Genomic DNA, 25,145 nt, shown 5'->3' on the forward strand with positions numbered 1-25,145 from the left:
GGTGCGTATGGAATTAAAAATTTTGCACTGGTTTGAAGAACTGCATAATCCGGTGCTGGATTTTCTGATGTATCAGATTACCTGTCTTGGAAACGGCGGATTGATCTGGCTGGTGATTGCGGCGGCAATGCTGTTTGTGCTGCCGAAGCGTTACCGGAAAACCGGTGCGACCGTGGTTGCGGCACTGCTCATTTCGCTGGTTATCTGTAACGGCATCATGAAAAATCTGTACCAGCGGGTGCGTCCGTTTCATGCAGACCCGACCTTTGAAAATCTCTACCGGGTCTTTGACAGGATTTACGACTGGTCATTTCCGTCAGGACATACCTCTGCCTCCTTTGCGGCGGCGGTGGCAATCCGCCTGTGGAATAAAAAAGAAGGCATCGGCGCACTGGTGCTTGCGGCACTCATTTCATTTTCAAGACTGTATCTGACGGTTCATTATCCGACCGATGTACTGGCAAGTGTCGTATTCGGTTCGGCATACGGCGGGGCAGCTTATCTGCTTATGAAAAAGGTGCTTGAAAAGCCGGGCAGACTGCGGAAAGTGCTGGTGGAAGGCGCATCGTATAAAACATTGTGGAAAAAATAAAGAAATAGCACTTGACGGTAAAGACCTCAAGTGCTATTTTTAGTTCATATGTTAGTTACTTAACTAATTAACCATGTAACTGCGCAAGATAAAATAACATTCATGCGATTGATGTAAGCAGGAGCAAATTTTTATATCCGCCGGTGTGCGGTTAAATAGCATAAGGAATGAGGAGCAGAATGAATGAGATTTTAACACAGGAAAAGTCAATATATATCCAGATTAGTGAAATGATTGAAAACGACATTTTACGGGATATACTCTGCGAAGAAGAACGGGTGCCAAGTACGAATGAACTGGCGAAGCTGTATGCCATTAATCCGGCAACTGCCGCAAAAGGAATCAACATTCTGGTTGAAGCAGGGATTGTATACAAGAAAAGAGGAATTGGTATGTTTGTGGCGAAGGGAGCAAAGGAAGTGATTCAAAAAAAACGAAAAGATGCATTTTATCAGGACTATATTGCGTCCATGCTTGCTGAGGCGCAGAGCCTTGGTATCACGAAACAGGAACTGGTGCAGATGATTATGGAGGGAAAGTAAATGGAGAATCTGATTTGTAAAAATGCAGGAAAAAGCTATAAAGAAAAGACAGTTTTAAAAAATGTGAATTTGGAGCTTGAACCGGGTAAGATATACGGACTGATAGGAAGAAACGGTGCGGGAAAGACGACACTGTTATCCCTGATGTCCGCCCAGAATCCCGTATCGGGTGCAGGCAACAGGTGACACAATTCTAAAATTTATCGGAAAAGTTTCATAAAAGAAGATATTGACATTGGGCGGTTGTGTGATATTATGTAAATGGCTTTTGTAAAAACATTTTACAAAACGTTGAAATGAAATCAACAGGAAGAAAGGAAGATTTACATGAACACAGAAACGACATGCGTTGAAAAACAGCCTTTGACAGATGCTTACCTTGAAAAAATGAATGCGTACTGGAGAGCGGCAAATTATTTATCAGCAGCCCAGCTGTATCTGCTGGATAATCCACTGCTTCGCGAACCGTTAAAGCCGGAGCATATCAAGAAAAAGATTGTCGGACACTGGGGAACCGTTCCGGGACAGAATTTTGTATACTGCCACATGAACCGTGCGATTAAAAAGTACGACCTGGATATGGTATTGATTTCAGGTCCGGGACACGGCGGCAACTTCTTTGTATCCAACTCTTACTTAGAGGGTACATACAGTGAGGTTTATCCGAATGTCAGCGAAGATATGGATGGATTAAAAAAGCTGTGTAAGCAGTTCTCGTTTCCGGGCGGTATTTCAAGCCATGTAGCACCGGAAACACCGGGTTCTATTAATGAAGGCGGTGAGCTGGGTTACTCCATTGCACACGCTTTTGGTTCTGTATTTGATAATCCGGATCTGATTACAACCTGTATTGTCGGTGACGGTGAAGCAGAAACAGGCCCGCTTGCAACAGCATGGCATTCCAATAAGTTTTTAAATCCGGTAACAGATGGTGCAGTGCTTCCGATTCTTCACTTAAATGGATATAAAATCAGCAACCCGACAATTTTCTCACGAATTTCACATGATGAGATTGAAAGCTTTTTCCACGGCTGCGGCTGGAAGCCTTATTTTGTAGAAGGCGATGACCCGATGACGATGCACCGCAAAATGGCAGAAACCGTGGATACGGTTATTGAAGAAATCCATCAGATTCAGAAGGAGGCAAGGGAAAACGGCAAGACTGAAAGACCGTTCTGGCCGATGATTGTACTTCGTACACCAAAGGGCTGGACAGGACCGAAGGTTGTAGACGGAAAGGAAATCGAAGGAACATTCCGTGCGCATCAGGTTCCGATTATGATGGATAGACCGGAACATTTACAGATGTTAGACGAATGGTTAAGAAGCTACAAGCCGGAAGAACTGTTTGATAAAGAAGGAAGATTGATTCCGGAATTAAAGGCACTTGCACCGGAAGGGGATTCAAGAATCAGTGCCAATCCGCATGCAAACGGCGGTAAACTGTTACGGGATTTACGCCTGCCTGATTTCAGGGAGTATGCAGTAGATGTTCCGTCACCGGGTGCTAAAGAAGGTCAGGATATGATTGAGCTGGGCGGATTTATCAGAGATATTTTTAAGCTCAATGAAAAGACCAGAAACTTCCGTATCTTTGGACCGGACGAAACGATGTCTAACAGACTGGGTAAAATTTTTGAAGCAACCAACAGGGATTGGAACAATGCATTAAAGGACAATGATGAATTCCTTGCAAAAGACGGACGTGTTATGGACTCTATGCTGTCAGAGCATATGTGCGAGGGCTGGCTGGAAGGTTATCTTTTAACAGGACGTCACGGTTTCTTTGCAAGCTACGAAGCATTTATCCGAATCGTGGATTCCATGGCGGCACAGCATGCAAAATGGTTAAAGGTATGTTCACAGCTTCCGTGGCGCCAGTCTATTGCCTCATTAAACCTCATTTTGTCTTCTAATGTATGGCAGCAGGACCACAACGGATTTACACATCAGGACCCGGGCTTCTTAGACCACATTGCCAATAAGAAAGCAGACGTTGTCAGAATGTATCTGCCACCGGATACAAACTGCCTGTTATCTTGCTTTGACCACTGTATCAGAAGCCGTGATTATGTCAATGTACTGGTAACTTCAAAGCACCCAAGACCACAGTGGCTGACCATGGAACAGGCTGTAAAGCACTGTACACAGGGTGTCGGTATCTGGGAGTGGGCAAGCAATGACCAGGGACAGGAACCGGACGTAGTTTTAGTCGGCTGCGGTGAAACACCGACCATGGAAGCCCTTGCGGCAGTCACCATTCTGCGCGACAATCTGCCGGAATTAAAGATTCGTTTCATCAATGTTGTCGATTTGTTTAAATTGCAGTCCAATACACAGCATCCGCATGGATTGTCTGATACGGACTATGATGCACTGTTTACAAAGGATAAGCCGATTATCTTTGCATTCCACGGCTATCCGACACTGATTCATGAACTGACATACTACAGACACAACAGAAATCTGCACGTATTCGGCTATCAGGAAGAAGGAACGATTACAACACCGTTTGATATGCGTGTCCAGAATGAAATCGACCGTTTCCATCTGGTAGAAGCCACTGTCAATGCGCTGCCGCAGCTTGGAAACAAGGGCGCGTACCTGCTTCAGAAAATGCGTGACACACTTGTAGCACATAAGCAGTACATCAGCGAATACGGCATGGATTTACCGGAGGTACGCGACTGGAAGTGGCATACACCGGAAAACAACGATTAAAATGAATAAAAATTCATACTTTATTCATAAAAAAACAATAGAAAATGATTGAAAAACATTGACATAGGTGTTAAAATAATAAAAGCTTTTAAAAAACACTTTTCTAAAAGCTCTAAAGTTTAACAACCTATGTCAATGTTGTATTTGACAGAAATATTTATCTGAAATGGAGAAACGATGGAAATTATCAGTGTGAAAGAAAAGGAATTTAAGGAGTACGGAAAGGTTATTGAGGGGCTGGACGTAGCGCAGCTTTTACAGAAAATGCAAAAGACACCGCTGCCGGACGATGTCATTTACGAACCGTCTGATGCATCCCTTGAAGCGCTTGATGTGTGTGAAGTTTTAAGGAGAAGCGTATACGGCGGACTGCCGGTACAGATTGGATACTGTAACGGACACAACGAAAAGTTGAACGGTTTAGAGTATCACAGAAGCTCAGAAATCAATATCGCTGTGACCGATATGATTTTACTGCTTGGAAAACAGCAGGATATAGAGTCAGATGACACGTATGACACCGCAAAGGTTAAAGCCTTTTTCGTACCGGCGGGAACGGCGATAGAAGTTTATGCGACAACCCTGCACTATGCACCGTGCGGTGTAGATAAGAAGGGTTTCCGCTGTGTGGTAGTGCTTCCGAAAGGAACAAATTATCCGATAGAACAGCCGTATTTATTAAAAGAAGATAAGCTTTTAGCTGCGTCCAACAAATGGCTGCTGGCGCATGAAGAAGCAAAGATAGCAGGCGCATTTAACGGGCTGAAAGGTGAGAACATTTCCATCGGAAATCTGTAACAGCACAGACGGCAAAACAGCCGGTTTAAAAAGTAAATGCAAAAAACAAATGTTAAAAATAAAAAACATCAGGAAAATCAGAAAATATAAGGGTGCCGCAGTGTCGGCAGAATGGAGGACAAAATGAATAATATGCCAGAAATGAAGGTCGGAATCGTCGCAGTCAGCAGAGATTGTTTCCCGGAATCTCTTTCCGTAAACAGAAGGGAAAATTTAGTAAATGCATATACACAAAAGTATGGAAAAGACGACATTTACGAATGTCCAATCTGTATTGTTGAGAGTGAAATCCATATGCAGCAGGCATTAGAAGATATTAAAAAGGCAGGCTGTAATGCGCTCTGCGTATACCTTGGCAACTTCGGACCGGAAATTTCAGAAACCATGCTTGCAAAGTATTTTGACGGACCGAAAATGTTTGTTGCGGCGGCCGAGGAAACCTCCGCAAACGGCGGACTTGTACAGGGCAGAGGTGATGCATACTGCGGTATGTTAAATGCAAGCTACAACTTAAAACTGCGTAATGTCGGCGCTTACATACCGGAATATCCGGTCGGAACCGCAGAAGAATGTGCAGACATGATTCATGAATTTTTGCCGGTGGCACGTGCAGTATATGGACTCAATCACTTAAAGATTATTACTTTCGGTCCGCGTCCGACGAATTTCCTCGCCTGCAACGCACCGATTCAGCAGCTCTACAACTTAGGTGTTGAAATCGAAGAAAATTCAGAACTGGATTTATTTGAAAGCTTTCACAAGCACGCAGGTGATGAGAGAATCCCGGCAGTTGTAAAGAGCATGGAAGAAGAACTCGGCACAGGCAACAAAAAGCCGGAAATATTAAACAAGCTTGCACAGTATGAACTGACACTGCTTGACTGGGTAGAAGCCCATAAAGGCTCCAGGGAATTTGTGGCAATTGCAGGAAAATGCTGGCCGGCATTCCAGACACAGTTTGGTTTTGTACCGTGTTATGTCAATTCAAGACTGACTGCCATGGGAATCCCGGTTTCGTGTGAAGTCGATATTTACGGTGCATTAAGCGAATTTATCGGCTACACGGTAAGCAAAGACGTTGTAACACTGTTAGATATTAACAATTCCGTACCGGCAGACATTTATAACGAAGATATCAAAGGAAAGTTTGACTATACACAAAAGGATACGTTTATGGGCTTCCACTGCGGCAATACGGCGGCATGCAAGCTGTCCTTCCATGAAATGCGCAATCAGATGATTATGGCACGCTCCCTGCCGGAAGAAGTAACAAACGGTACATTAGAAGGGGATATTGTTCCGGGCGACATTACATTCTACAGATTACAGGGAACGGCAGAAGGCGGTATCCGTGCTTACATCGCACAGGGCGAAGTCCTTCCGGTAGCAACAAGGTCTTTTGGTGCAATCGGTATTTTTGCAATTCCTGAAATGGGCAGATTCTACAGACACGTATTAATCGAAAAGAACTTCCCGCATCACGGTGCGGTTGCATTCGGACATTTCGGAAAAGCCATTTTTGAAGTATTTAAGTATATTGGTATCGAGGATATCGGATTTAACCAGCCAAAGGGCATGCTTTATAAGACGGAAAATCCGTTTGGCTAAGATACCATAGATAAAAATATACGGCCGGTTTATACCGCAGGCGCATGAACCGGCGCAGATAAAAATGCCTGTGGAATGGAGAAAAATATGTATTATATTGGTGTGGACTTAGGGACTTCTTCTGTAAAGCTTCTGCTTATGGATAAACAGGGAACGGTTGTAAAAACGGTTTCAAAAGAATATCCGATTTCGTTTCCAAAGCCCGGCTGGTCAGAACAGAATCCGTATGACTGGTATGAACAGTCGGTTGCGGGAATCCGTGAACTGACAGTGGGCATAAAGAAAGAAGAAGTGGCAGGTATCAGTTTTGGCGGACAGATGCACGGACTGGTAATTTTAGATGAAAATGATAAGGTGATTCGCCCGGCAATCCTTTGGAATGACGGCAGAACGACAAAAGAATGTGAATATTTAAACAATACAATCGGCAAAGGAAAGCTGACAGAGTACACGGCAAACATCGCATTTGCGGGATTTACGGCACCGAAGATTTTGTGGGTACGGGAAAATGAACCGGAAAATTTCCAAAAAATCCGTAAAATCATGTTGCCAAAGGATTATCTGGCATACCGTTTTTCCGGTGTACACGCAACCGATGTATCGGATGCATCCGGGATGCTTTTATTTGATGTCAAAAACCGCCGCTGGTCTGAGGAAATGTTAGAAATATGCGGTATTTCAAAAGACTGTATGGCAAGAGTTTTTGAAAGCTATGAATGTATCGGACATCTGACAGAGGAAGCAGCAGAAAAACTGGGGCTTACAACAGATACGGCAGTCATTGCGGGAGCCGGGGACAATGCGGCGGCAGCAGTCGGCACGGGAACGGTCGGTGACGGAAGCTGTAACATTTCACTGGGTACAAGCGGTACAATTTTTATTTCAAGCATGACATTTGGTGTTGATGCAAATAATGCCCTTCATGCATTTGCCCATGCAGACGGTCATTATCATTTAATGGGATGTATGTTGAGTGCTGCCTCTTGTAATAAATGGTGGCTTGATGATATAATAGGTACAGGTGACTATGCAAAGGAGCAGGAAGGCATTACCGATGAGATGCTTGGCAGCAATCATGTTTTTTATCTGCCATATCTGATGGGTGAACGTTCTCCGCACAACAATCCGCTGGCACGGGCAACGTTTACAGGCATGACGATGGACACGACAAGAACCGATATGACACAGGCTGTTTTAGAGGGTGTTGCATTTGCAATCCGGGATTCCTTTGAAGTGGCAAAAAGCTTAGGTATGAAGATTACCGAAACCAAAATCTGCGGCGGCGGTGCAAAAAGTCCGCTGTGGCGCAAGATGATTGCCAATATTTTAAATATAAGGGTATGTGTACTGGATAAAGAAGAAGGACCGTCCCTTGGTGCGGCAATGCTTGCGGCAGTCGGCACGGGTGCTTATGAAACGGTAGAAGCGGCGGCAGGACAGATTGTCCACGTTGTGGATACGATTGAACCCGATGCGGAAATTGCGGCACGCTACGAAGAAAAGTATCGTCAGTTTCAGCAGATATACCCGGCATTAAAACCGGTGTTTGATAGTATAGCGAAGTGTGAATCCTCCTTAAATTTAAGATGATTCACACAGGAAAATTTGCTTCCGGGCGAAAGCAAATTTTCCTGCTATCGTGACAAAGTCGCTCGGAATGGAGAAGAGTATGAAGTTTTTTATTGATACAGCGAATGTAGAGGATATTAAAAAGGCGAATGATTTAGGGGTGATTTGCGGGGTGACGACGAATCCGTCACTGATTGCAAAAGAAGGACGGGATTTTAAAGAAGTCATTCAGGAGATTGCATCTATCGTAGACGGACCAATCAGCGGGGAAGTCAAAGCCACGACAACCGATGCCGAAGGCATGATTGCAGAGGGCAGGGAGATTGCCGCAATCCATCCGAATATGGTTGTTAAAATTCCGATGACGGCAGAGGGCTTAAAGGCAACCAAAGTATTATCAGGCGAAGGCATCAAGGTCAATGTCACTTTAATCTTTTCAGCCAATCAGGCACTGCTTGCAGCAAGAGCGGGTGCGGCTTACGTATCGCCGTTTCTTGGCAGATTAGACGATATTTCACAGCCGGGGATTGACTTAATTCAGACGATTGTAGACATTTTCAGCAATTATGACATTCAGACAGAAATCATCTGTGCAAGTGTCAGAAATCCAATCCATATTACAGACTGTGCACTCGCAGGTGCGGACATTGCGACCGTACCGTACAAGGTTATTGAACAGATGATTCACCATCCGCTGACTGATGCGGGCATTGTAAAATTCCAGAATGATTATAAAGCAGTTTTTGGTGAATAAATTCAGTTCGCGATTCCTTAGGCATTAAAATGCCTGCGGAATGGAGATTAGAAGATACAGATAAACGCCGTCTGCGGCATGGAGGAAGTATGATTACAACGGAAAAAATCACAACAACGGACGTAAAACGTTTCAATAAAAACCGAATATTCCGGCTGATTCATTATGCGGATAAGATTTCAAGACAGGAGATAGCGGATATTTTACAGTTATCCCTGCCTACGGTTAATCAGAATTTAAAGCTTTTATTAGAGAAAAATCTGATTGACTTTGTGGGAAATTTTGAATCAACAGGCGGTAGAAAGGCACAGGCAATTACGGTAAACGGGATGTCAAAGTGTGCGGTCAGTGTCAATCTTTCAGATGCCGGCATTAAAGTGTCCCTTGTCGATTTAAAAGGGGAGATTGTCTTTTCGGAAAAAAAGAACATTTCTTTTACGGAAGATGCCGTTTACAGTGAGAGTATTGCGCAGCTTGTAAAAGATGTGATTTTCCGCAACAATGTCGCAGACGAAGATGTTTTGGGTGTGGGAATCACAATTCCCGGCATTTTTGATAATGACAATAAGACAATGGTGTTCTCCCCGACCATGGGAATCCGCAATTATCCGATAGCGGAGCTTACCAAAGCAATTCCTTATACCTGCCGTGCAACCAATATTACAAGGGCAAATGCGTATGCGGAATTCTGGTTTGACAGAAAATTTGAGAATCTGACGATGAATAATGTGGAGGATTTTAACCGTTCTGCGGCATCGAGTCAGTCTGATGCAAAGCTGTACGTCATGCTAAATACAGGTGTCGGCGGGGCATATATCGATAAAGAAAAATTACAGACCGGTGTGCATAACCGTTATGGCGAGTTCGGACATATGACAATTCATCCACATGGCAGAAAGTGTTTTTGTGGAAAAGAAGGCTGTTTTGAAGCGTATGTGTCAGCAAGACGGCTTTCGACGGAGCAGGATTGTACGCTGGATGAATTTTTCAGCCAGTTACAGCAGGAAAATCCGCGTTTTATCAAGGTATTCGAGGAATATTTAGATGATTTGACAACAGGCATTAACAACTTGTATATTATGTGTGATGGAAATGTTGTTGTCGGCGGTCCGGTTGCAAAGTATCTGGTGCCGTATCAGGATAAAATCCGCAGAATGCTGGTTGAAAAGTATTCATTTGATACGGACGGTTCGTATTTCAGTTTTGCACAGTGTACGGCAGAACAGGCAGATACCGGTGCGGCACTGATGTTTCTTGGAGAGTTTATCAGTAATATCTAAGGAGTAGCGGGGCAGATATGCCACGGTGTAAAAAATGATGAATACCATGAAGAATTTCAGAAAGAATTTTAATTTAAAACACTGCGTCATAAGATTTATTATGGCGTGGTGTTTTGTCTGTCTTATAGAGGCAGTATGGATTGCGGTGACGGCAAAAAAGAAGATGAGTACTTTATCGTATGTAGGTGAAGTGCCGGTTGCTTTACATATACTGACGATTGCCGTTTCGTTTGCCGTATTGCATATCTTGTTTGAAAAAATAAAAAATATCTGGACAGAAAAAATGCTGCTGGTACTGGTAACGGTGCTGTATGCATTCACCGCAGTTATTCAGACACCGGATGTCTGGTTTTGTACCGGGATGGTGCTGTTGCTGACATTTACGTTTTCTTATGCGTTTGAGCCGGAAGCCTGTACAGATATCGATATGGATAATACAGCCGGAATGGCGACTCAGGCGGGAACATCGCAAGTCAATACGCAGAAAAAAGGCGAACTGTCCAGCAGAAGGGGTCTGCACATCATTTGTATTGTATCCGGTGTCCTTTTTGTGTTGTTTACGGGTGGCTGTACAGCATTGCGGGTGCTTGCCTATGAAGCACCGAATTTTGACTGCGGGCTGTTCTCACAGATGTTTCACTATATGAAGACAACATTTACGATGAATACAACCAGTGAGCGTGACCACCTGTTATCGCATCTGTGTGTGCATATCTCGCCGGATTTTTATCTGCTTCTGCCGTTTTATGCACTGTATTCAAAGGCAGTGACATTACAGGTCATGCAGGCAGTGGTGATTGCACTTGGGATTGTGCCCCTGCTCGGCATTTGTAAAAATCACGGCTTAACCCGCATGGAATCCGCATTGACAGTGATTGCATACTGCCTCTATCCGGTAATGAGCGGCGGTTGTTTTTATGATATCCATGAGAATCTGTTCCTGCCGCTGTTTATATTGTCGTTTTTGTATTTTCTGGAAAAGGAAAATTTAAAGGGCAGTATCATCAGTCTGATCTTGCTGCTGGGGGTAAAAGAAGATGCGGCGGTGTATGCGGTGTGTATTCTTGTTTACATGCTATTTGTCAAGGAAAAGACAGGCTGGAAGCGCCACAGTATCATGCTTGCGGCAAGTCTGCTGTATTTTATTTTTACAACGGTGCTTTTGTCGGTCATCGGGGACGGTGTCATGACATACCGCTTTGACAATATGGTGTACGGGGACAGCGGCAGTATGTCTGGCATGATCCGCACCGTGCTTGCAGACCCGGCGTATCTGGTGACACAGGTACTTACACAGGAAAAGCTTGAATTTATCATGCAGACAATGGGCGCACTACTGTTTTTACCACTGGTGTCAAAAAAATGGTCCCGCTATATTTTAACAGTACCTTACATTTTGTTTAATTTAATGTCGGATTACACGTATTTTCACAGCATTTATTTTCAGTATGCATTCGGTTCGGGTACACTGCTGTTTTATCTGGCAGTAGTCAATCTTTCGGAATTAAGACGGGAGCTGCGCTTGCGTGCCGTTCCGATGCTTGCAGCGGCATGTCTGCTGTTTTTCGGGGCAACGGTATATCAGAGAAGCTCGGTTATAGAGCGCTACAATTCGGCATATAATCAGGAAGTTTATGCCAATTTTAACGAAGCACTGTCCCTGATTCCAAAAGATGCCGGCGTGACGGCAACCACCTTTTTGTGTCCGGCGCTTTCCGACAGGGATATTCTTTATGAATTGTATTACACTGATAAAACCACAGAGTACATTGCGCTGGATCTGCGCACAGGCAGTACGGATTTTAATGTGGATGATTATTTAAATAACGACCGTTATGAAACCATTTATTATAAGGCATTTCAGATTGCAGTGTTTAGGGATTTGCAGTATAATGATGAAAAATGAGCATTGGAGGAAAGTATCAGCGATGAGAGCATGGGAAAAGAACATTAGGAGAGTAGAACCATATGTACCGGGCGAACAGCCAAAGGTGGATAATGTCATTAAGTTAAATACGAATGAGAATCCGTATCCGCCTGCACCAAAGGCATATGAGGCAGCAAAAGCATTTGATATGGATAAGTTAAGATTATACCCGGACCCGGAGTGTTCTGCACTGGTTCATTCAATTGCACAGTATTACGGCATGGATGATAATGAGGTGTTTACCGGTGTCGGTTCGGATGATGTGCTTGCCATGTGCTTCATGACCTTTTTTAACTCTGAAAAGCCGGTATTATTCCCGGATATTTCGTATTCATTTTACAGTGTATGGGCGGATTTATACCGGATTCCGTATGAAACACCGGCGTTAAACGACAAGTTTGAGATTGTGCCGGAGGATTATTTTAAGGAAAACGGAGGTGTGATTTTCCCGAATCCGAATGCACCGACAGCCCTGCATATGGATTTGGAAAAAGTCGAAGAAATTATCCGTCACAATCAGGATGTAGTTGTCATTGTGGATGAAGCGTATATTGATTTTGACGGCAGGTCTGCAAGAGAACTGGTTCATAAATACGACAACCTGCTGGTTGTACAGACATTTTCAAAATCCCGCTCCATGGCAGGTATGCGAATCGGCTATGCATTTGGTAATAAGGATTTAATCAAGGCATTAAACAATGTGAAGTTTTCATTTAACTCTTATACAATGAATGCACCGACACTGGCATACGGCGTGGCGGCAGTGGAAGATGATGCTTATTTTAAAGAATGTGTGGAAAAAATTAAAAATACAAGAGAAGAAGCGAAAAAGCAGCTTATGGCACTTGGTTTTACTTTCCCCGATTCTACGGCAAACTTTATTTTTGCGACACATCAGCGCGTACCGGCAAAGACGATTTTTGAAGAATTAAAGAAAAGAAATATTTATGTGCGCTATTTTAACAAGCCGCGGATTGACAATTATTTAAGAATTTCCATCGGAACCGATGCGCAGATGCAGGCACTGTATGCCGCATTAAAAGAAATCGTAAATGCATAGGGCAGAGGGAAAAAGAACGGAGTAAGAAATGGCAGTCCCATTTGAAAACAGAAATTTTCAGAAAGAACTGGAAAAAAAGTTACAGGAATTACAGCAACAGGACGTAAAACATCTTTTACTGCACAGCTGTTGTGCACCGTGTAGCAGTTATGTGATTGAATATCTTTCACGATATTTTCGGATTACGGTGTTTTATTACAATCCAAATATCTCTGCGGAGGAAGAATATCGCAAGCGTGTTCTCGAACAGCAGCGTTTTATCAAAGAATTTCCGGCAAAGTATCCGGTTGATTTTGTCGAAGGTGATTATGAGCCAAGGGTCTTTTTTGATACGGTGAAAGGATACGAACAGTGTAAGGAGGGCGGCGAGCGGTGCTTTTTGTGCTATGAGCTGCGCCTAAAAAAGACGGCGCAGCTGGCGGCAGAAAAAGGATATGACTATTTTACAACCACGCTTACTATCAGTCCGTTAAAAAACAGTGTGAAACTCAATGAAATCGGACTGCGGCTCGGAGAAGAATACGGCGTGCCGTATCTGCTGTCGGACTTTAAAAAGAAAGAGGGCTATAAGCGCTCCATTGAGCTGTCAAAAGAGTATGGTCTGTACCGTCAGAATTATTGCGGATGTGCGTATTCCCGTTGATTTTTCACCGGAAAATGTTATATACTAAAGAGTAGAAAAACCGGATATTCATCATGGAAAACCGCCGGAAAACGGCAGAAATGAGGTATGATTATGGCAAAAAAATTTGCAAAGACATTAGTGGGAATCGGTGCGGCAGCAGTTGCCGGAAAAGTTGCTTACGATAAGTACAAGACCGTAAAGGAAGCTTTTACAAAAGAGGAAAATGAAAGCGTAGATGCAGAAGTTAAAAAGTACAATGCTATTTTTGAAAAGAAAGTTGTAGAAGTAGAAGATGAAGAATTTTCAGGCTGTGAAATCAAGACCGTCGGTGCAAAGGCAGTGCTTGATTTAGGTCTGGCAGTTTTTGAAAAAGACGTTTATATTAACTTTAACAGTACGGCAAGTACACTCACAATTATTCTGCCGGAAGGTGTGAATGTGGCATGTGATATTGAAAAGAGCATCAGTAGTGTGAAAAATCTTGTGGATAACGTCGACGAGGAAGGAATCCATACGGTATATGTCATCGGTAAGGCGGTTGGCAGCAGTATCGAGATTATTCCTGTGAACTTCTATATGGATGATGACGATGATTTTGAAGATACTGATGAAGATATTTTTGTAGATGAAGACAAACAGGAAGCTGCAGCAGAGAAAGAAGCGTTACAGCCATCAGAAGATAGCGAAGCAGACGACAAGCTGGATATTGAAGAAGTTGAATAACCGATGAAGTACAGGGATAAAATCATTGCATATTTAGATACGATAGAGCCGGGGACAGTTTTAAACCTCAACGGACTGTATGAGAAGCAGTTTTATAAGATGTCGCAGGCGGCATTCTTTAAGGCAATGGAGCGGCTGGTGACAGACGGGATTTTACTGCGTGCCGCAAAGGGCATGTATGTCAAAGCCGGCTCGCCAAAGGAAGCACAGGAAGCCGTGTTAAATTACTACTTCGGAGAGAATAACGACAATGGAATGTACATCGGGTATCATTTGTATCACAAGTATGGAATCACGGAAGAAAAAAGTGATGTTGTCGAACTCTATTCCAATAAAATGACAAAGCAGACGGCAAATATCGGCAATATTCATGTGAAAAGAACAACGATTGTATTAAACTATGAGAATACAAGAGTGGTGGAAGCACTGGAGATTTTAGAACATTTTGATGAAATCGAAGGCTTAAACAAACACAAATTTGCACGGTATGCCAGACAGTTTGCAACCGGTTATCAGGATGCGGCGGCAGTCTACGTCATTGAGAATATGAAGTATAAAAAGCGCACGGTTGCGTTTATGAAGAAGATTCTGGATATGTATAAAATGGAAAATTCACTGGGACAGTTTATCAGTTTTGCCACGCGTTACCGGCTTCCGGCAGTACAGCGGGTTGCAAAGTTATAGCCGGCATGATGGCAGCTTTGCCGTGGTATTCTGTAAAAAAATGAATTTAGGGCTTTACAACAGTAAAATATGTGTATATAATACGTGTTATTGCGAGAGCAATAAAAATAAAACATAAGAAGCAGAGTAGGATTGTGCGCGTTAAGTGCCGGATGAACAGGGAGTTGTCATCCGGACGAAAAGAAAGATCTTGCGGTGCACAATCCGCATCCCGCTGCTACATAAATATACATATATACATCGTGTACCTCTTTATGTAGAGCGAAGGCTACTGCAAAGGAGGTATTTTTTATGACAACATTTTTACAAAACTTCAAGGATTCTTCACAGGAATTCAAAAACGTCAGGTCACTGGTAACAGCCGCACTGCTGATTGCACTGCATACGGTTTTAGCGTACTTTGTATCGTTTCAGGTGACACCGTCCCTGCGTATTTCCGTTTCGTTTCTGGCAAATGTCGTAACGGGTGCAATGTTCGGACCGGTTGTGGGCTTTATCTGCGGCGGTGTGGGTGACATTGTGCAGTTTGTCATTAAACCGACAGGACCGTATTTCTGGGGCTGGACAATCAATGCAGCACTTGCGGGACTGATTTATGGCGCATTTTTATACAAGAAGTTCCCAAGAAAAGGGAAAGTATTTGACATTGCCTTTTTTATCCGTGTCGTACTGGTGCTGGTAATTGACACACTGCTTGTCAATGTCCTTTTAGGAACATACTGGGTTCATGTGATGTACGGAAAAGGATTTGTATTTTATCTGACGACACGCTTTATGAAAAATATCATTCAGCTGCCGGTAAATATTATCCTCACCTACTATGTCCTGTATTTTGTAAGGGTTATTAAAGAAAAAATAGAATAACGGAAATGAGGTATAGTGTGAACAAGCCATAAACGAAAGCTTGTTCACACGTCAAGTGTAACTTGACGTTGGCGGTATTGTGTCGCAGGCACCACAAAGCCGCTTTTTATCGCAGAACTGAATAAATTCAGTTCGCGATTCCTCCGGCATTAAAATGCCTGCGGAAAAGAGGTATATTATGAAAAAAATTATGATTGCATCGGATATTCACGGCTCAGCATATTATTGCAGACAGCTGCTTGAGCGTTATAAGGAAGAAAAAGCAGAACGCCTGATTCTTTTAGGAGATATTTTATATCATGGTCCGAGAAATGACCTGCCAAAGGAATATGCACCAAAGGAAGTGATTGCAATGCTTAATCCGCTGCGCAATGAAATCCTTTGTGTCCGTGGTAACTGTGATACGGAAGTTGATCAGATGGTACTCGATTTTAATGTATTATGTGAGCAGGCATTTGTCGATGTGAATGGAAAAACACTGGTACTGGCACACGGACACAAGCTGGATGAGAAAAATATTCCGGCGTTAAAAGAAGGAGATTATCTGGTATGCGGTCATACACACATTCCAAAGTGCGAAAAGCGCGGTGATTATACCTATATTAATCCGGGTTCTGTGTCTATTCCAAAAGAAGGAAGCGCACACAGCTATGTTATTTTAGAAGATCAATTTTACTGGAAAGACCTTGACGGAAATGTTTATATGACTGAAAGATAATCTACACAATAATTTATACTTTATTAATTGATTTTGTGGATAAGTATGATACAGTAGATATAGTGAAATGATAAAGAAAGGGCGCTGTTTACCGGCGCGTGTACTGCAATGGAAAGATGGAAAGAACGGATGGCACGGTTTATGATTGGCCGTTACGGCATGGACCAGCTGTCTAAGATGGTAAATTATATCAGCTTTGCTTTATTGATTCTTACTTTATTTACACATAGTATGCTGCTGTATATCCTGGCTGTGGGAGGAATTGTATATTCCTACTACCGTGCATTTTCAAGAAATATTTCAAAACGTTACAGTGAAAATCAGGCGTATTTAAAGGTGAAATACGATGTGTTAAAACGGTTCAATCAGTGGAAGATGCGTATAAAGGACAGCAAGACCCACCGCATTTTTAAATGCCCAAGCTGTTCCCAGAAAATCAGAGTGCCGCGCGGCAAAGGAAAAATTCTGATTAAGTGTCCGAAATGCCGGATTGAATTTACAAGAAAATCGTAGGTTGAAAGAATAAAATTGCCAGAACAGTCTGTGACAAAAGGCATATAATAAAAGAAAAGCAAGAAAGCTGCTGTGCATAGGTGCATAGCAGCTTTTTTAGGAGCAAAATGGCAGACCAGAAACTTGAAAACCTGTTAAATATCAGCCTGCAGGCGACGAAGGAGGAACGGGAAAAGTCAGAAGAACTCGGCATCGGATATGACCCGGAGCAAAATACATGGGAGCTGATTGTGCGCTATACGGGCAGCTTAGACGGGCTTAGGACACGCTATCCGCAGATTCGGATACGGGAACTGTTAAACCAATATGCAGTGCTTATTGTGCCGGAAACGCTGGTAGATGCAGTTTCACAGGAAACGGTCATAGAGTATGTCGAAAAACCCAAACAGCTGTATTTTGAATTACAGGCAGGCAAAGCTGCATCCTGTATCAATGCAGTACAGCAGGGGATGAATAATCCGTTTGGACTTTTCGGAAAAGGAACGATTGTTGCCGTGATTGATACTGGTATCCGCGCAGAAAGCATGGAATTCCGTAATGCGGACGGCAGTACACGCATTTTAAATATATGGGACCAGACAACTGGAACCGAGTATGACAGAAGCCAGATTGATGAAGTTTTGCAAAATGAAACAAAAGATACAGCAGGTATTCCCGGAGCGGATGTATTAGGACACGGTACACAGGTTGCTGCGATTGCCTGCGGCAGCAGCGGTGTGGCAGCTCAGGCGGACATTCTGGTGGTAAAACTGGGACTTGCGGCTAAGAACGGATTTCCACGTACGACACAGTTAATGGAAGCACTGGATTATGTAGTCAGGAAAGCGATAGATTACGGGAAGCCGCTTGTGGTCAACATCAGTTTTGGCAACAATTACGGGGACCATACCGGTAGTTCTCTGTTAGAAAATTTTATTAATGATATTGCAGACAGCTGGAAATGTTCTATCTGCATCGGGAGCGGCAATGAGGGGCTGGGAGCAGTCCATACAGGCGGAACGCTGACAGAAGATACGGAAGAAACGGTTGAGCTTGCTGTCAGCAGTTATGAAACGGGACTCAGTATCCAGATATGGAAAGATTACTGGGACGATATTGCCGTGGAAATCATTGCGCCGTCCGGCAGAAATCTGGGGCGGATTCAGGAGAACAGCCGTGTCAGCCGGATCCGTTATGAAGATATGGAACTGCTTACATATTTTGGAGAACCTTCGCCGTTTAGGATTCGTCAGGAAATTTATATTGATATGATTCCACAGACAGTATATATACAATCCGGATTGTGGAAACTCAGGCTGATTCCGCGTTCTATCCGGAACGGACGATATGATATGTGGCTGCCGGCACAGGGCGCGCTAAACTTTGGGACGGGATTTACAAGCCCTGACAGTGCATCGACATTTACCATTCCGTCTGCGGCGGCAAAAGCAGTGACAGTGGGGGCGTATGATGCGGGAACGGGCAGTGCGGCTTCGTTTTCGGGGCGGGGTTATATCGTGGAAATCGGTGGAAGCCTGATGGTAAAGCCGGAGCTTGCAGCACCCGGTGTTAATGTGCTTGTACCGTCGGTATCCGGCATGGCACGTGTGAGTGGAACGTCCTATGCCACACCTTTTGTAACAGGCAGTGCGGCACTTTTAATGGAATGGGGCATTGTGCGTGGCAATGATGCATTTCTTTATGGTGAAAAATTAAAGGCATATCTGATTAAAGGGGCAGAACCGCTGGCGGGAGCAGCAGTGCCTGATACACAGACAGGCTGGGGAAGACTGTGTCTGAAAAACAGTCTTCCCCAGGCATAAAAGACATAATAATCAAGATATAATATCCGGGAACTAAAAAAGTGGCGTACCACAGTAAGAAGCTGTAGTGCGCCACTTTTTTAATATGTGCTTTTAAATTAAGGATTCATACAGTTCTGTAATATCAGCAACACTGGTTTCCTTTGGGTTGCCCGGACGGCATGCATCATCATAAGCAGACTGTGCAAGGAAAGGAATATCCTCTTTCTTTACAATATCTTTTAAGTTTTCAGGGATACCAACATCCTTTGCGAGCTTCTTAACAGCATCAACAGCAGCTTTGCGGTATTCTTCCTGAGTCATGGATTCAGTTCCTTCCACACCCATAGCCTGTGCGATATATTTATACTTATCACCGGTTGCTTCTGCGTTATATTCCATAACAGTCGGAAGAATAATTGCATTTGCGATACCGTGCGGTGTATCATATAATGCACCGAGTGGGTGTGCCATGGAATGTACAATACCAAGACCGACGTTTGAGAAGCCCATGCCTGCGACATACTGACCGAGTGCCATGCCTTCCCTGCCTTCCGGTGTGTTATCAACGGCACCGCGCAGAGAGCGGGAAATGATTTCGATAGCCTTTAAGTGGAACATATCGGATAATTCCCATGCACCGGCAGTAATATAACCTTCAATGGCATGTGTGAGGGCATCCATACCGGTTGCGGCAGTTAAGCCCTTTGGCATAGAAGACATCATATCCGGATCAATAAAGGCAACAACCGGAATGTCATGTGGGTCTACGCACACCATTTTACGGTTCTTTTCTGCATCAGTAATAACATAGTTAATCGTAACTTCGGCAGCAGTACCGGCAGTCGTAGGAACTGCAAAAATAGGAACAGCCTTATTTTTTGTATCAGCAACGCCCTCTAAGCTACGTACATCAGCAAATTCAGGGTTTTTAATGATAATACCGATGGCTTTAGCTGTATCCATAGAAGAACCGCCGCCGATTGCTACGATATAATCAGCGCCGGAAGCTTTGAATGCTTCTACACCGGTCTGTACATTTTCAATCGTTGGATTCGGTTTAATGTTAGAGTACAATTCATAAGGCAGTCCGGCGCCGTCCAATACGTCCAATACCTTTTTTGTAACACCGAATTTTACCAAATCCGGGTCAGAGCATACAAAAGCTTTTTTAAAAGAACGTCCTTTTGCTTCATCTACAATGCTTTTGATTGCACCTGCACCATGATAAGAAGTTTCGTTGAGAATAAATCTGTTTGCCATAATAAAGTCCTCTCTTTCTGTTAAAACTTATATAACATCCTTTTGCTTTTAAGAAATGCAGTTTCAGGCACTGCACTTTGCGACAAAGTCTTCGTGAAACTGTTTATAAGGACAAGGACGTCCGAAGAAAAAGCCCTGACTATAGTCGGGACCGACCTGCTGGAGGCGGATACGTTCTTCTTCTGTTTCAATGCCCTCTACACAAAGTTTCAAATCCAGATGATGTACCATGTCGCTCATTAAAGACAAGAGGTTGTAATCATACTCGTTTGACAGTGCCTTTGCAGTAAAGGAACGGTCAATTTTAATAATGTCCGGTTTTAATTCATACAGATAGTGGAAATTAGAATAACCGGTACCAAAATCATCTAATGCAAGACGGATGCCTTCGGATTTTAAAGAACCCCACAGGCTTGTAAAGCGCGGGTCGGATTCCAGCAGTCCGCTTTCTGTTAATTCAATTACGACATTAGCCGGGTTGACTTCAAATTCTTCAATGGCAGCAGCAATTTCACTGATAATGTTACTTTTCATAATTTGAATATAAGAAACATTAATACTGATTTGAAAATTTGGAATCACCCGCTGGATTTTCTTACCGCAGGCAAGTGCCTGCCGCATAATCCAGCGTCCTGCCGGAATAATCAGTCCGGTTTCTTCCAGAATCGGAATAAATTCGGCAGGAGAAATCATGCCAAGTTCTGCACAGTGGAAACGCATTAAGGTTTCAGCACCGTACAAAGTGTTGTCTTCAGCGTGAAACAGTGGCTGAAAGTAAGCTTCAAAACCTTCAAAGTGATTTAAAATAGACTGGCGCAGAATTTTTGTAATCTGTTTTTTACGCAGAAAATTTTCATAATCCTTTGAAGTGAAAATATTGTAACGGTTTTTGCCGTTGCGTTTTGCTTCATTTAAGGCAAATTCTGAAATCTTCATAATATTGGAATAAGACTTTTCCCAGACATCTGCACAATTTAAAATGCCGCCGGAAATTGTAAATACAACTTCATAGTGGTTATCTTCCACAAACTGCTGGAGCTGCTGGCGGATCCGTACATACAAAGCGCAGGCTTCATCGACAGTGCCACCCATAAAATCCACAATGACAAATTCATCTGCGACAATCCGGTAGAGCATCTGACCGGGTTTGATACAGGAAGAAATACACTGTGCGGTCTTTTTTAAGACCATATCGCCGTATTCTGTACCGAATTTTTCATTAATTTCCTTAAAATCATCAAGACCGAGCCGCAGCAGATATCCGGATGGAAAGGCTGCATAATAATCCTCCAGATAAGAGCGGAGACTGGATTCGCCTAAAAGACCGCTGACATCATCGGCTTTTTGTCTGCCTCCGATTTCATTAATACAGCCAATCATATAGTGCGGAACATTCTTTTCATGTACAATATATCCACGGCAGTTAATCCATACAGGCTGCCCTTTTTTATCAATCCAGCGGTACTGCATATTGTGAAAATCTTTTCTGCCTGCAATCAAATCATTCAAATCGGTCTGCAATGCCGCAAGGTCAGGGGCATAGACAAAATGCCGGTGATTTTCAATGACATTGTGAAAAGCAGTTCCCGGAATCGGAAAACGTTCCGCTGCGTGAGGGGAAATATAATAATAGTCATTTGTAAAATCATATACGTATAAATGATCATCAATGCAGGGGTTTAATAAATCAATGACTGTACAAATTTGTTCAACAGTCATATCAGGCGATGAATGTTCCATAATAAGCGGCCTCCCTATAGCTAAGCTGGTATAGTTTTATAAATGTCTTTACTAAAGATGATTATATGCTATATTGTTAGACAATGCAATGAGAAAAAGGGACTTTTTTGTTAAAATAGACTGAAAAATGTTGAATAAATAGAAATTTACATCACTTTTACATAAAGCACACATAAGTAAAAAGTGTGTAAATTTAAAAAAATAAAAATACATTAAAACAAATAAAAAATGGAATAATGGGTTGAAGTTTAAAACGAAATCTAGTATCCTATTATAAATAAGAAGTTATTAACAGGCATACAAAATCAGGAGGAACATTATTTATGAAATTCAGTGGACTGACAGATCGGGAAGTTGAACATTCCAGACAGCAGTATGGGTCAAATGCAATACCGGATTCACAACCAACGACATTTTGGGAAGCGTTTAAAGAGACTTTTGGCGACCCGATGATTCGGATTCTGCTGATTATCGCAGGATTGATGATTGTTATGTGGGTACTTGGATATGCAGATATTTATGAGCCTGCGGGAACGATTGTGGCAGTATTAATTGTAGCATTTGTTTCGGCAAAGACCAGTGTGGCAAGTGATACAAAGTACAGGGAATTAAAAGGCAGTACAAAAAAGGATCAGTGTAAGGTCTACAGAAATGGTGTCATTACAGTACTTGATGTCGAAGACGTGGTTGTGGGTGACAAGATTCTTTTGCAGTCCGGGGATAAGATTCCTGCAGACGGGGTGCTGCTGTCCGGCAGTTTGCGTGTAGATAATTCTGCATTAAACGGAGAAGCGGAGGAATGTAAAAAAGAGGCAGCAGATGGCAGCACTGCATTTCCGGAGGACATTACAGGCGATACATTTGTCGATGAACATTCACTGTTTCGCGGTGCGGTCGTATTTGATGGCGAAGGAGTGTTGGATGTCCGCAAAGTCGGCTTAAAGACAATGATGGGGAAAATGGCAGAGGAAATGCAGGAGGATGAACCGGATTCTCCGTTAAAGGTCAAGCTTGGAAAGCTGGCAAATCAGATTTCGCGCTTCGGTTATATTGGCGCAGTTGTCATTGCAGTGCTTTATCTGGTACATTTTATAATTCTTGCAGGCGGGGCGTCTGCATTTTTTGCAATGGGATTTGAAGCGGTGTTTACAAAAATTGTAGAAGCCGTTTCGCTGGCAGTTGTTATTATTGTATGTGCCGTGCCGGAAGGTCTGCCATTGATGATTTCACTGGTACTGATGCAGAATACCAGTAAAATGTTAGACCATAATGTATTGGTAAGAAAAGCTGAAGGGATTGAAACAGCAGGGTCTTTAAATATTCTGTTTAGTGATAAGACAGGGACAATTACAAAGGGAAGTCTTGAAGTCGTGGAATTTTTCACGGCGGACGGAAAAACCATTCCAATAGATGAATTGAGCCGTCACAGTAAGGTAAAAGGCTACGTAGACCTTGCAATCGGCAAAAATACACAGGCAATGTTTGACAGCCGTCATCAGGTTATCGGCGGTAATGCGACCGATCAGGCGCTGATGAAATTTATCGGTGAAAATACATTCCGCGCATTTCAGGAAGATAAGGATTGTCAGGTAACGGCATTTCAGGGCTTTAATTCCAAAAATAAATTCAGCCAGGCAAGAGTGGAAAGCTTCGGCAAGACTTTTTATAAGGGTGCACCGGAGCGTCTGCTTGCAAAGGCAGAAAAGTATCTGGATGCAGAAGGCACGGTTTGTCCGTTAGATCAGGCCGCATTAAATGCAAAAATCGATGAATTGGCAGCAAAAGCAATGCGTGTACTGGCATTTGGGTATTCCGGGCGTGAACTCAAAGAAAATGAAATTCAGGATGATGTTGTTCTGATTGGTCTGGTGGGAATCCGCGATGATGTAAGAAGTGAGGCAAAAGAGGCTATCCGGGAAGTACAGGAAGCCGGTATACAGGTTGTCATGATTACAGGCGACAGACTGGAAACGGCAGTCGCCATTGCAAAAGATGCGGGACTTTTACAAAATCCGGAAGATAAGGCAATTTCATCTGCCCAGTTAAATAAAATGTCTGACGAAGAAGTGAAGCGTATGATACCGCATATCCGCGTAATTGCCCGTGCACTGCCAACAGATAAATCCAGAATGGTGCGGCTGTGTCAGGAAATGAATCTTGTTGTCGGCATGACGGGGGACGGTGTCAATGACTCTCCGGCGTTAAAGCGGGCAGATGTCGGCTTTGCCATGGGAAGTGGTACAGAAGCTGCCAAAGAAGCCGGAAAAATTGTAATATTAGATGACAATTTCAAATCTATTAAGGATGCCATCTGGTATGGAAGAACAATTTATCACAATATTTTAAAGTTCTGCCGTTTTCAGCTTGTGATTAATATGGCGGCGGTGATTATCAGTGCCGTTGCTCCATTTTTTGGAGTAGAAGAGCCGTTAAAGGTGACACATCTTTTGTTTGTCAACCTTGTTATGGACGGACTGGGGGCGATGATGCTCGGAAATGAACCGGCGCTTGAAAAATATTTAAAGGAAAAACCGCGCCGCCGAGATGAAAGTATTGTCAGCCCACAGATGATGATACAAATCGGAGTAATGGGAGTATGGCTGGTTGTTATCAGTTTCTTATATTTAAAACTGCCGTTTTTTAAGCAGTTATTTGCAGTAGACGGACAGTATAATGTGTTGGCACAGCAGCAGCATTTAACAGGATATTTTGTATTGTTTATACTTAGTGCGTTATTTAATGGATTTAATGTCCGTGATGACGGTTTTGGAATATTTAAACGATTAAAGGAAAATCCCGATTTCTTAAAGGTTTTCTTTATCATTATTGCGGTTCAGGCATGCATCGTCAATGCAAAAAGAGTACCATTTGTGGTATTTGACTGGATTGGCAGTATGTTTAGCTGTGTACCGTTTAGCATGAAAGGCTGGATTGTGGTTGTTCTGCTTGCAATGACCATGATACCGGTAGATTTGCTCCGGAAATGTATTCAGAATACAAAGAACAGATAAAATTAAGAAAAAATGGCGGAAAGTCCGGAAAATAAAAATAGTGAAAACACACTGTTTATGCGGCTTTCCGCTGTTTTTTTAACAATAAGAGGAAATAAAAAAAGAAAAAAATCAAAAAAAGTTGAAAAATGGTGTTGACAAATACCAGACCGGGTGCTATTATAATCAAGTCGCCGCGAGCGAGGGCAACAAAAACAGCCCACAGCGGTAACGAAATAAAACAAATCAACAACGGCTTATAAGCCGGTATTGATAAACGAACATTGATAACTGAACAGTAAAACAACCCTGAAAATTCTTTGAAATTTTCAATTTACGAACTGACAGGAAGTAAGCAATTACGGAATGTCGTCCTTTAAAGCAGTAAGTTTT

General features: G+C 42.9%; 20 protein-coding genes, 1 pseudogene and 1 riboswitch. Of the genes and pseudogenes, 19 read left to right on the forward strand and 2 right to left on the reverse strand.

Annotation, left to right across the window (positions count from 1 at the left end):
- Window positions 1-7: 7 nt before the first annotated feature.
- The 18 genes and pseudogenes from LI288_RS12945 (at window position 8) to LI288_RS13030 (ending at window position 18,780) form a co-directional block, all read left to right on the forward strand.
- Entirely contained in the window at window positions 8-592 is a 585-nt protein-coding gene (locus tag LI288_RS12945; protein WP_022431690.1) for a phosphatase PAP2 family protein, read from the forward strand.
- Window positions 593-771: 179 nt separating this feature from the next.
- Window positions 772-1,134 carry a GntR family transcriptional regulator gene (locus tag LI288_RS12950; RefSeq protein ID WP_227090793.1) on the forward strand — a complete coding sequence of 121 codons (363 nt, stop codon included), beginning with the start codon at window positions 772-774 and terminating at the stop codon, window positions 1,132-1,134.
- Window positions 1,135-1,302, forward strand: a pseudogene (locus LI288_RS12955) (ATP-binding cassette domain-containing protein); the annotation flags it as partial.
- A gap of 159 nt (window positions 1,303-1,461) precedes the next feature.
- Window positions 1,462-3,855: a phosphoketolase family protein gene (locus LI288_RS12960; RefSeq protein WP_227090794.1), complete on the forward strand. Its 2,394-nt coding sequence runs from the start codon at window positions 1,462-1,464 to the stop codon at window positions 3,853-3,855.
- Window positions 3,856-4,032: 177 nt separating this feature from the next.
- Window positions 4,033-4,653: a DUF4867 family protein gene (locus LI288_RS12965; protein WP_227090796.1), complete on the forward strand. Its 621-nt coding sequence runs from the start codon at window positions 4,033-4,035 to the stop codon at window positions 4,651-4,653.
- A gap of 123 nt (window positions 4,654-4,776) precedes the next feature.
- The gene (locus LI288_RS12970) at window positions 4,777-6,261 is read left to right on the forward strand and encodes an L-fucose/L-arabinose isomerase family protein (protein WP_227090798.1); all 1,485 of its coding nucleotides are present in this window, start codon (window positions 4,777-4,779) and stop codon (window positions 6,259-6,261) included.
- An 87-nt stretch (window positions 6,262-6,348) separates the two neighbouring features.
- Window positions 6,349-7,851, forward strand: coding sequence for a xylulokinase (gene xylB / locus LI288_RS12975; RefSeq protein ID WP_227090800.1), 1,503 nt, complete (start codon window positions 6,349-6,351; stop codon window positions 7,849-7,851).
- Window positions 7,852-7,930: 79 nt separating this feature from the next.
- A complete protein-coding gene (gene fsa, locus LI288_RS12980; protein ID WP_022431697.1) occupies window positions 7,931-8,584 on the forward strand; it encodes a fructose-6-phosphate aldolase in 654 nt (217 codons plus the stop codon).
- 89 nt (window positions 8,585-8,673) lie between these two features.
- On the forward strand, window positions 8,674-9,864 hold the full coding sequence (locus tag LI288_RS12985; protein ID WP_227090802.1) for an ROK family protein: 1,191 nt from the start codon (window positions 8,674-8,676) through the stop codon (window positions 9,862-9,864).
- Between the two features lie 34 nt (window positions 9,865-9,898).
- A complete protein-coding gene (locus LI288_RS12990) occupies window positions 9,899-11,770 on the forward strand; it encodes a DUF2079 domain-containing protein (protein ID WP_227090805.1) in 1,872 nt (623 codons plus the stop codon).
- Between the two features lie 22 nt (window positions 11,771-11,792).
- A complete protein-coding gene (hisC, locus tag LI288_RS12995; protein ID WP_227090807.1) occupies window positions 11,793-12,851 on the forward strand; it encodes a histidinol-phosphate transaminase in 1,059 nt (352 codons plus the stop codon).
- A gap of 28 nt (window positions 12,852-12,879) precedes the next feature.
- On the forward strand, window positions 12,880-13,494 hold the full coding sequence (locus tag LI288_RS13000; protein ID WP_022431701.1) for an epoxyqueuosine reductase QueH: 615 nt from the start codon (window positions 12,880-12,882) through the stop codon (window positions 13,492-13,494).
- A 93-nt stretch (window positions 13,495-13,587) separates the two neighbouring features.
- A complete protein-coding gene (locus LI288_RS13005; RefSeq protein ID WP_022431702.1) occupies window positions 13,588-14,199 on the forward strand; it encodes a hypothetical protein in 612 nt (203 codons plus the stop codon).
- Between the two features lie 3 nt (window positions 14,200-14,202).
- On the forward strand, window positions 14,203-14,883 hold the full coding sequence (locus LI288_RS13010) for a hypothetical protein (protein ID WP_022431703.1): 681 nt from the start codon (window positions 14,203-14,205) through the stop codon (window positions 14,881-14,883).
- A 120-nt stretch (window positions 14,884-15,003) separates the two neighbouring features.
- Window positions 15,004-15,102: riboswitch (THF riboswitch) on the forward strand.
- Window positions 15,103-15,174: 72 nt separating this feature from the next.
- Entirely contained in the window at window positions 15,175-15,747 is a 573-nt protein-coding gene (locus LI288_RS13015; protein WP_227090808.1) for a folate family ECF transporter S component, read from the forward strand.
- Between the two features lie 178 nt (window positions 15,748-15,925).
- On the forward strand, window positions 15,926-16,465 hold the full coding sequence (yfcE, locus tag LI288_RS13020) for a phosphodiesterase (RefSeq protein ID WP_022431705.1): 540 nt from the start codon (window positions 15,926-15,928) through the stop codon (window positions 16,463-16,465).
- Window positions 16,466-16,594: 129 nt separating this feature from the next.
- A complete protein-coding gene (locus LI288_RS13025) occupies window positions 16,595-16,978 on the forward strand; it encodes a hypothetical protein (protein ID WP_227090810.1) in 384 nt (127 codons plus the stop codon).
- A gap of 107 nt (window positions 16,979-17,085) precedes the next feature.
- A complete protein-coding gene (locus tag LI288_RS13030; protein ID WP_227090812.1) occupies window positions 17,086-18,780 on the forward strand; it encodes a S8 family peptidase in 1,695 nt (564 codons plus the stop codon).
- 93 nt (window positions 18,781-18,873) lie between these two features.
- Here the strand turns inward: LI288_RS13030 and fucO are convergent, their stop codons facing one another.
- Entirely contained in the window at window positions 18,874-20,022 is a 1,149-nt protein-coding gene (fucO, locus tag LI288_RS13035) for a lactaldehyde reductase (protein ID WP_227090814.1), read from the reverse strand.
- A gap of 63 nt (window positions 20,023-20,085) precedes the next feature.
- The gene (locus LI288_RS13040; protein ID WP_227090816.1) at window positions 20,086-21,762 is read right to left on the reverse strand and encodes a bifunctional diguanylate cyclase/phosphodiesterase; all 1,677 of its coding nucleotides are present in this window, start codon (window positions 21,760-21,762) and stop codon (window positions 20,086-20,088) included.
- Window positions 21,763-22,085: 323 nt separating this feature from the next.
- Here LI288_RS13040 and LI288_RS13045 point away from each other — a divergent pair, with 323 nt between their 5' ends.
- Window positions 22,086-24,773: a calcium-translocating P-type ATPase, PMCA-type gene (locus tag LI288_RS13045; protein ID WP_227090818.1), complete on the forward strand. Its 2,688-nt coding sequence runs from the start codon at window positions 22,086-22,088 to the stop codon at window positions 24,771-24,773.
- Window positions 24,774-25,145 lie beyond the last annotated feature (372 nt).

This window comes from Lachnospira pectinoschiza, from assembly GCF_020564355.1.
In the GTDB taxonomy this organism is placed as follows: domain Bacteria; phylum Bacillota; class Clostridia; order Lachnospirales; family Lachnospiraceae; genus Lachnospira; species Lachnospira intestinalis.

Bases quoted from the DNA above. Each gene is read 5' to 3' on its own strand.
- LI288_RS12945 (WP_022431690.1), top strand. From the start codon at position 8: ATGGAATTAAAAATTTTGCACTGGTTTGAAGAACTGCATAATCCGGTG.
- LI288_RS12950 (WP_227090793.1), top strand. From the start codon at position 772: ATGAATGAGATTTTAACACAGGAAAAGTCAATATATATCCAGATTAGT.
- LI288_RS12960 (WP_227090794.1), top strand. From the start codon at position 1,462: ATGAACACAGAAACGACATGCGTTGAAAAACAGCCTTTGACAGATGCT.
- LI288_RS12965 (WP_227090796.1), top strand. From the start codon at position 4,033: ATGGAAATTATCAGTGTGAAAGAAAAGGAATTTAAGGAGTACGGAAAG.
- LI288_RS12970 (WP_227090798.1), top strand. From the start codon at position 4,777: ATGAATAATATGCCAGAAATGAAGGTCGGAATCGTCGCAGTCAGCAGA.
- xylB (WP_227090800.1), top strand. From the start codon at position 6,349: ATGTATTATATTGGTGTGGACTTAGGGACTTCTTCTGTAAAGCTTCTG.
- fsa (WP_022431697.1), top strand. From the start codon at position 7,931: ATGAAGTTTTTTATTGATACAGCGAATGTAGAGGATATTAAAAAGGCG.
- LI288_RS12985 (WP_227090802.1), top strand. From the start codon at position 8,674: ATGATTACAACGGAAAAAATCACAACAACGGACGTAAAACGTTTCAAT.
- LI288_RS12990 (WP_227090805.1), top strand. From the start codon at position 9,899: ATGATGAATACCATGAAGAATTTCAGAAAGAATTTTAATTTAAAACAC.
- hisC (WP_227090807.1), top strand. From the start codon at position 11,793: ATGAGAGCATGGGAAAAGAACATTAGGAGAGTAGAACCATATGTACCG.
- LI288_RS13000 (WP_022431701.1), top strand. From the start codon at position 12,880: ATGGCAGTCCCATTTGAAAACAGAAATTTTCAGAAAGAACTGGAAAAA.
- LI288_RS13005 (WP_022431702.1), top strand. From the start codon at position 13,588: ATGGCAAAAAAATTTGCAAAGACATTAGTGGGAATCGGTGCGGCAGCA.
- LI288_RS13010 (WP_022431703.1), top strand. From the start codon at position 14,203: ATGAAGTACAGGGATAAAATCATTGCATATTTAGATACGATAGAGCCG.
- LI288_RS13015 (WP_227090808.1), top strand. From the start codon at position 15,175: ATGACAACATTTTTACAAAACTTCAAGGATTCTTCACAGGAATTCAAA.
- yfcE (WP_022431705.1), top strand. From the start codon at position 15,926: ATGAAAAAAATTATGATTGCATCGGATATTCACGGCTCAGCATATTAT.
- LI288_RS13025 (WP_227090810.1), top strand. From the start codon at position 16,595: ATGGCACGGTTTATGATTGGCCGTTACGGCATGGACCAGCTGTCTAAG.
- LI288_RS13030 (WP_227090812.1), top strand. From the start codon at position 17,086: ATGGCAGACCAGAAACTTGAAAACCTGTTAAATATCAGCCTGCAGGCG.
- fucO (WP_227090814.1), bottom strand. From the start codon at position 20,022: ATGGCAAACAGATTTATTCTCAACGAAACTTCTTATCATGGTGCAGGT.
- LI288_RS13040 (WP_227090816.1), bottom strand. From the start codon at position 21,762: ATGGAACATTCATCGCCTGATATGACTGTTGAACAAATTTGTACAGTC.
- LI288_RS13045 (WP_227090818.1), top strand. From the start codon at position 22,086: ATGAAATTCAGTGGACTGACAGATCGGGAAGTTGAACATTCCAGACAG.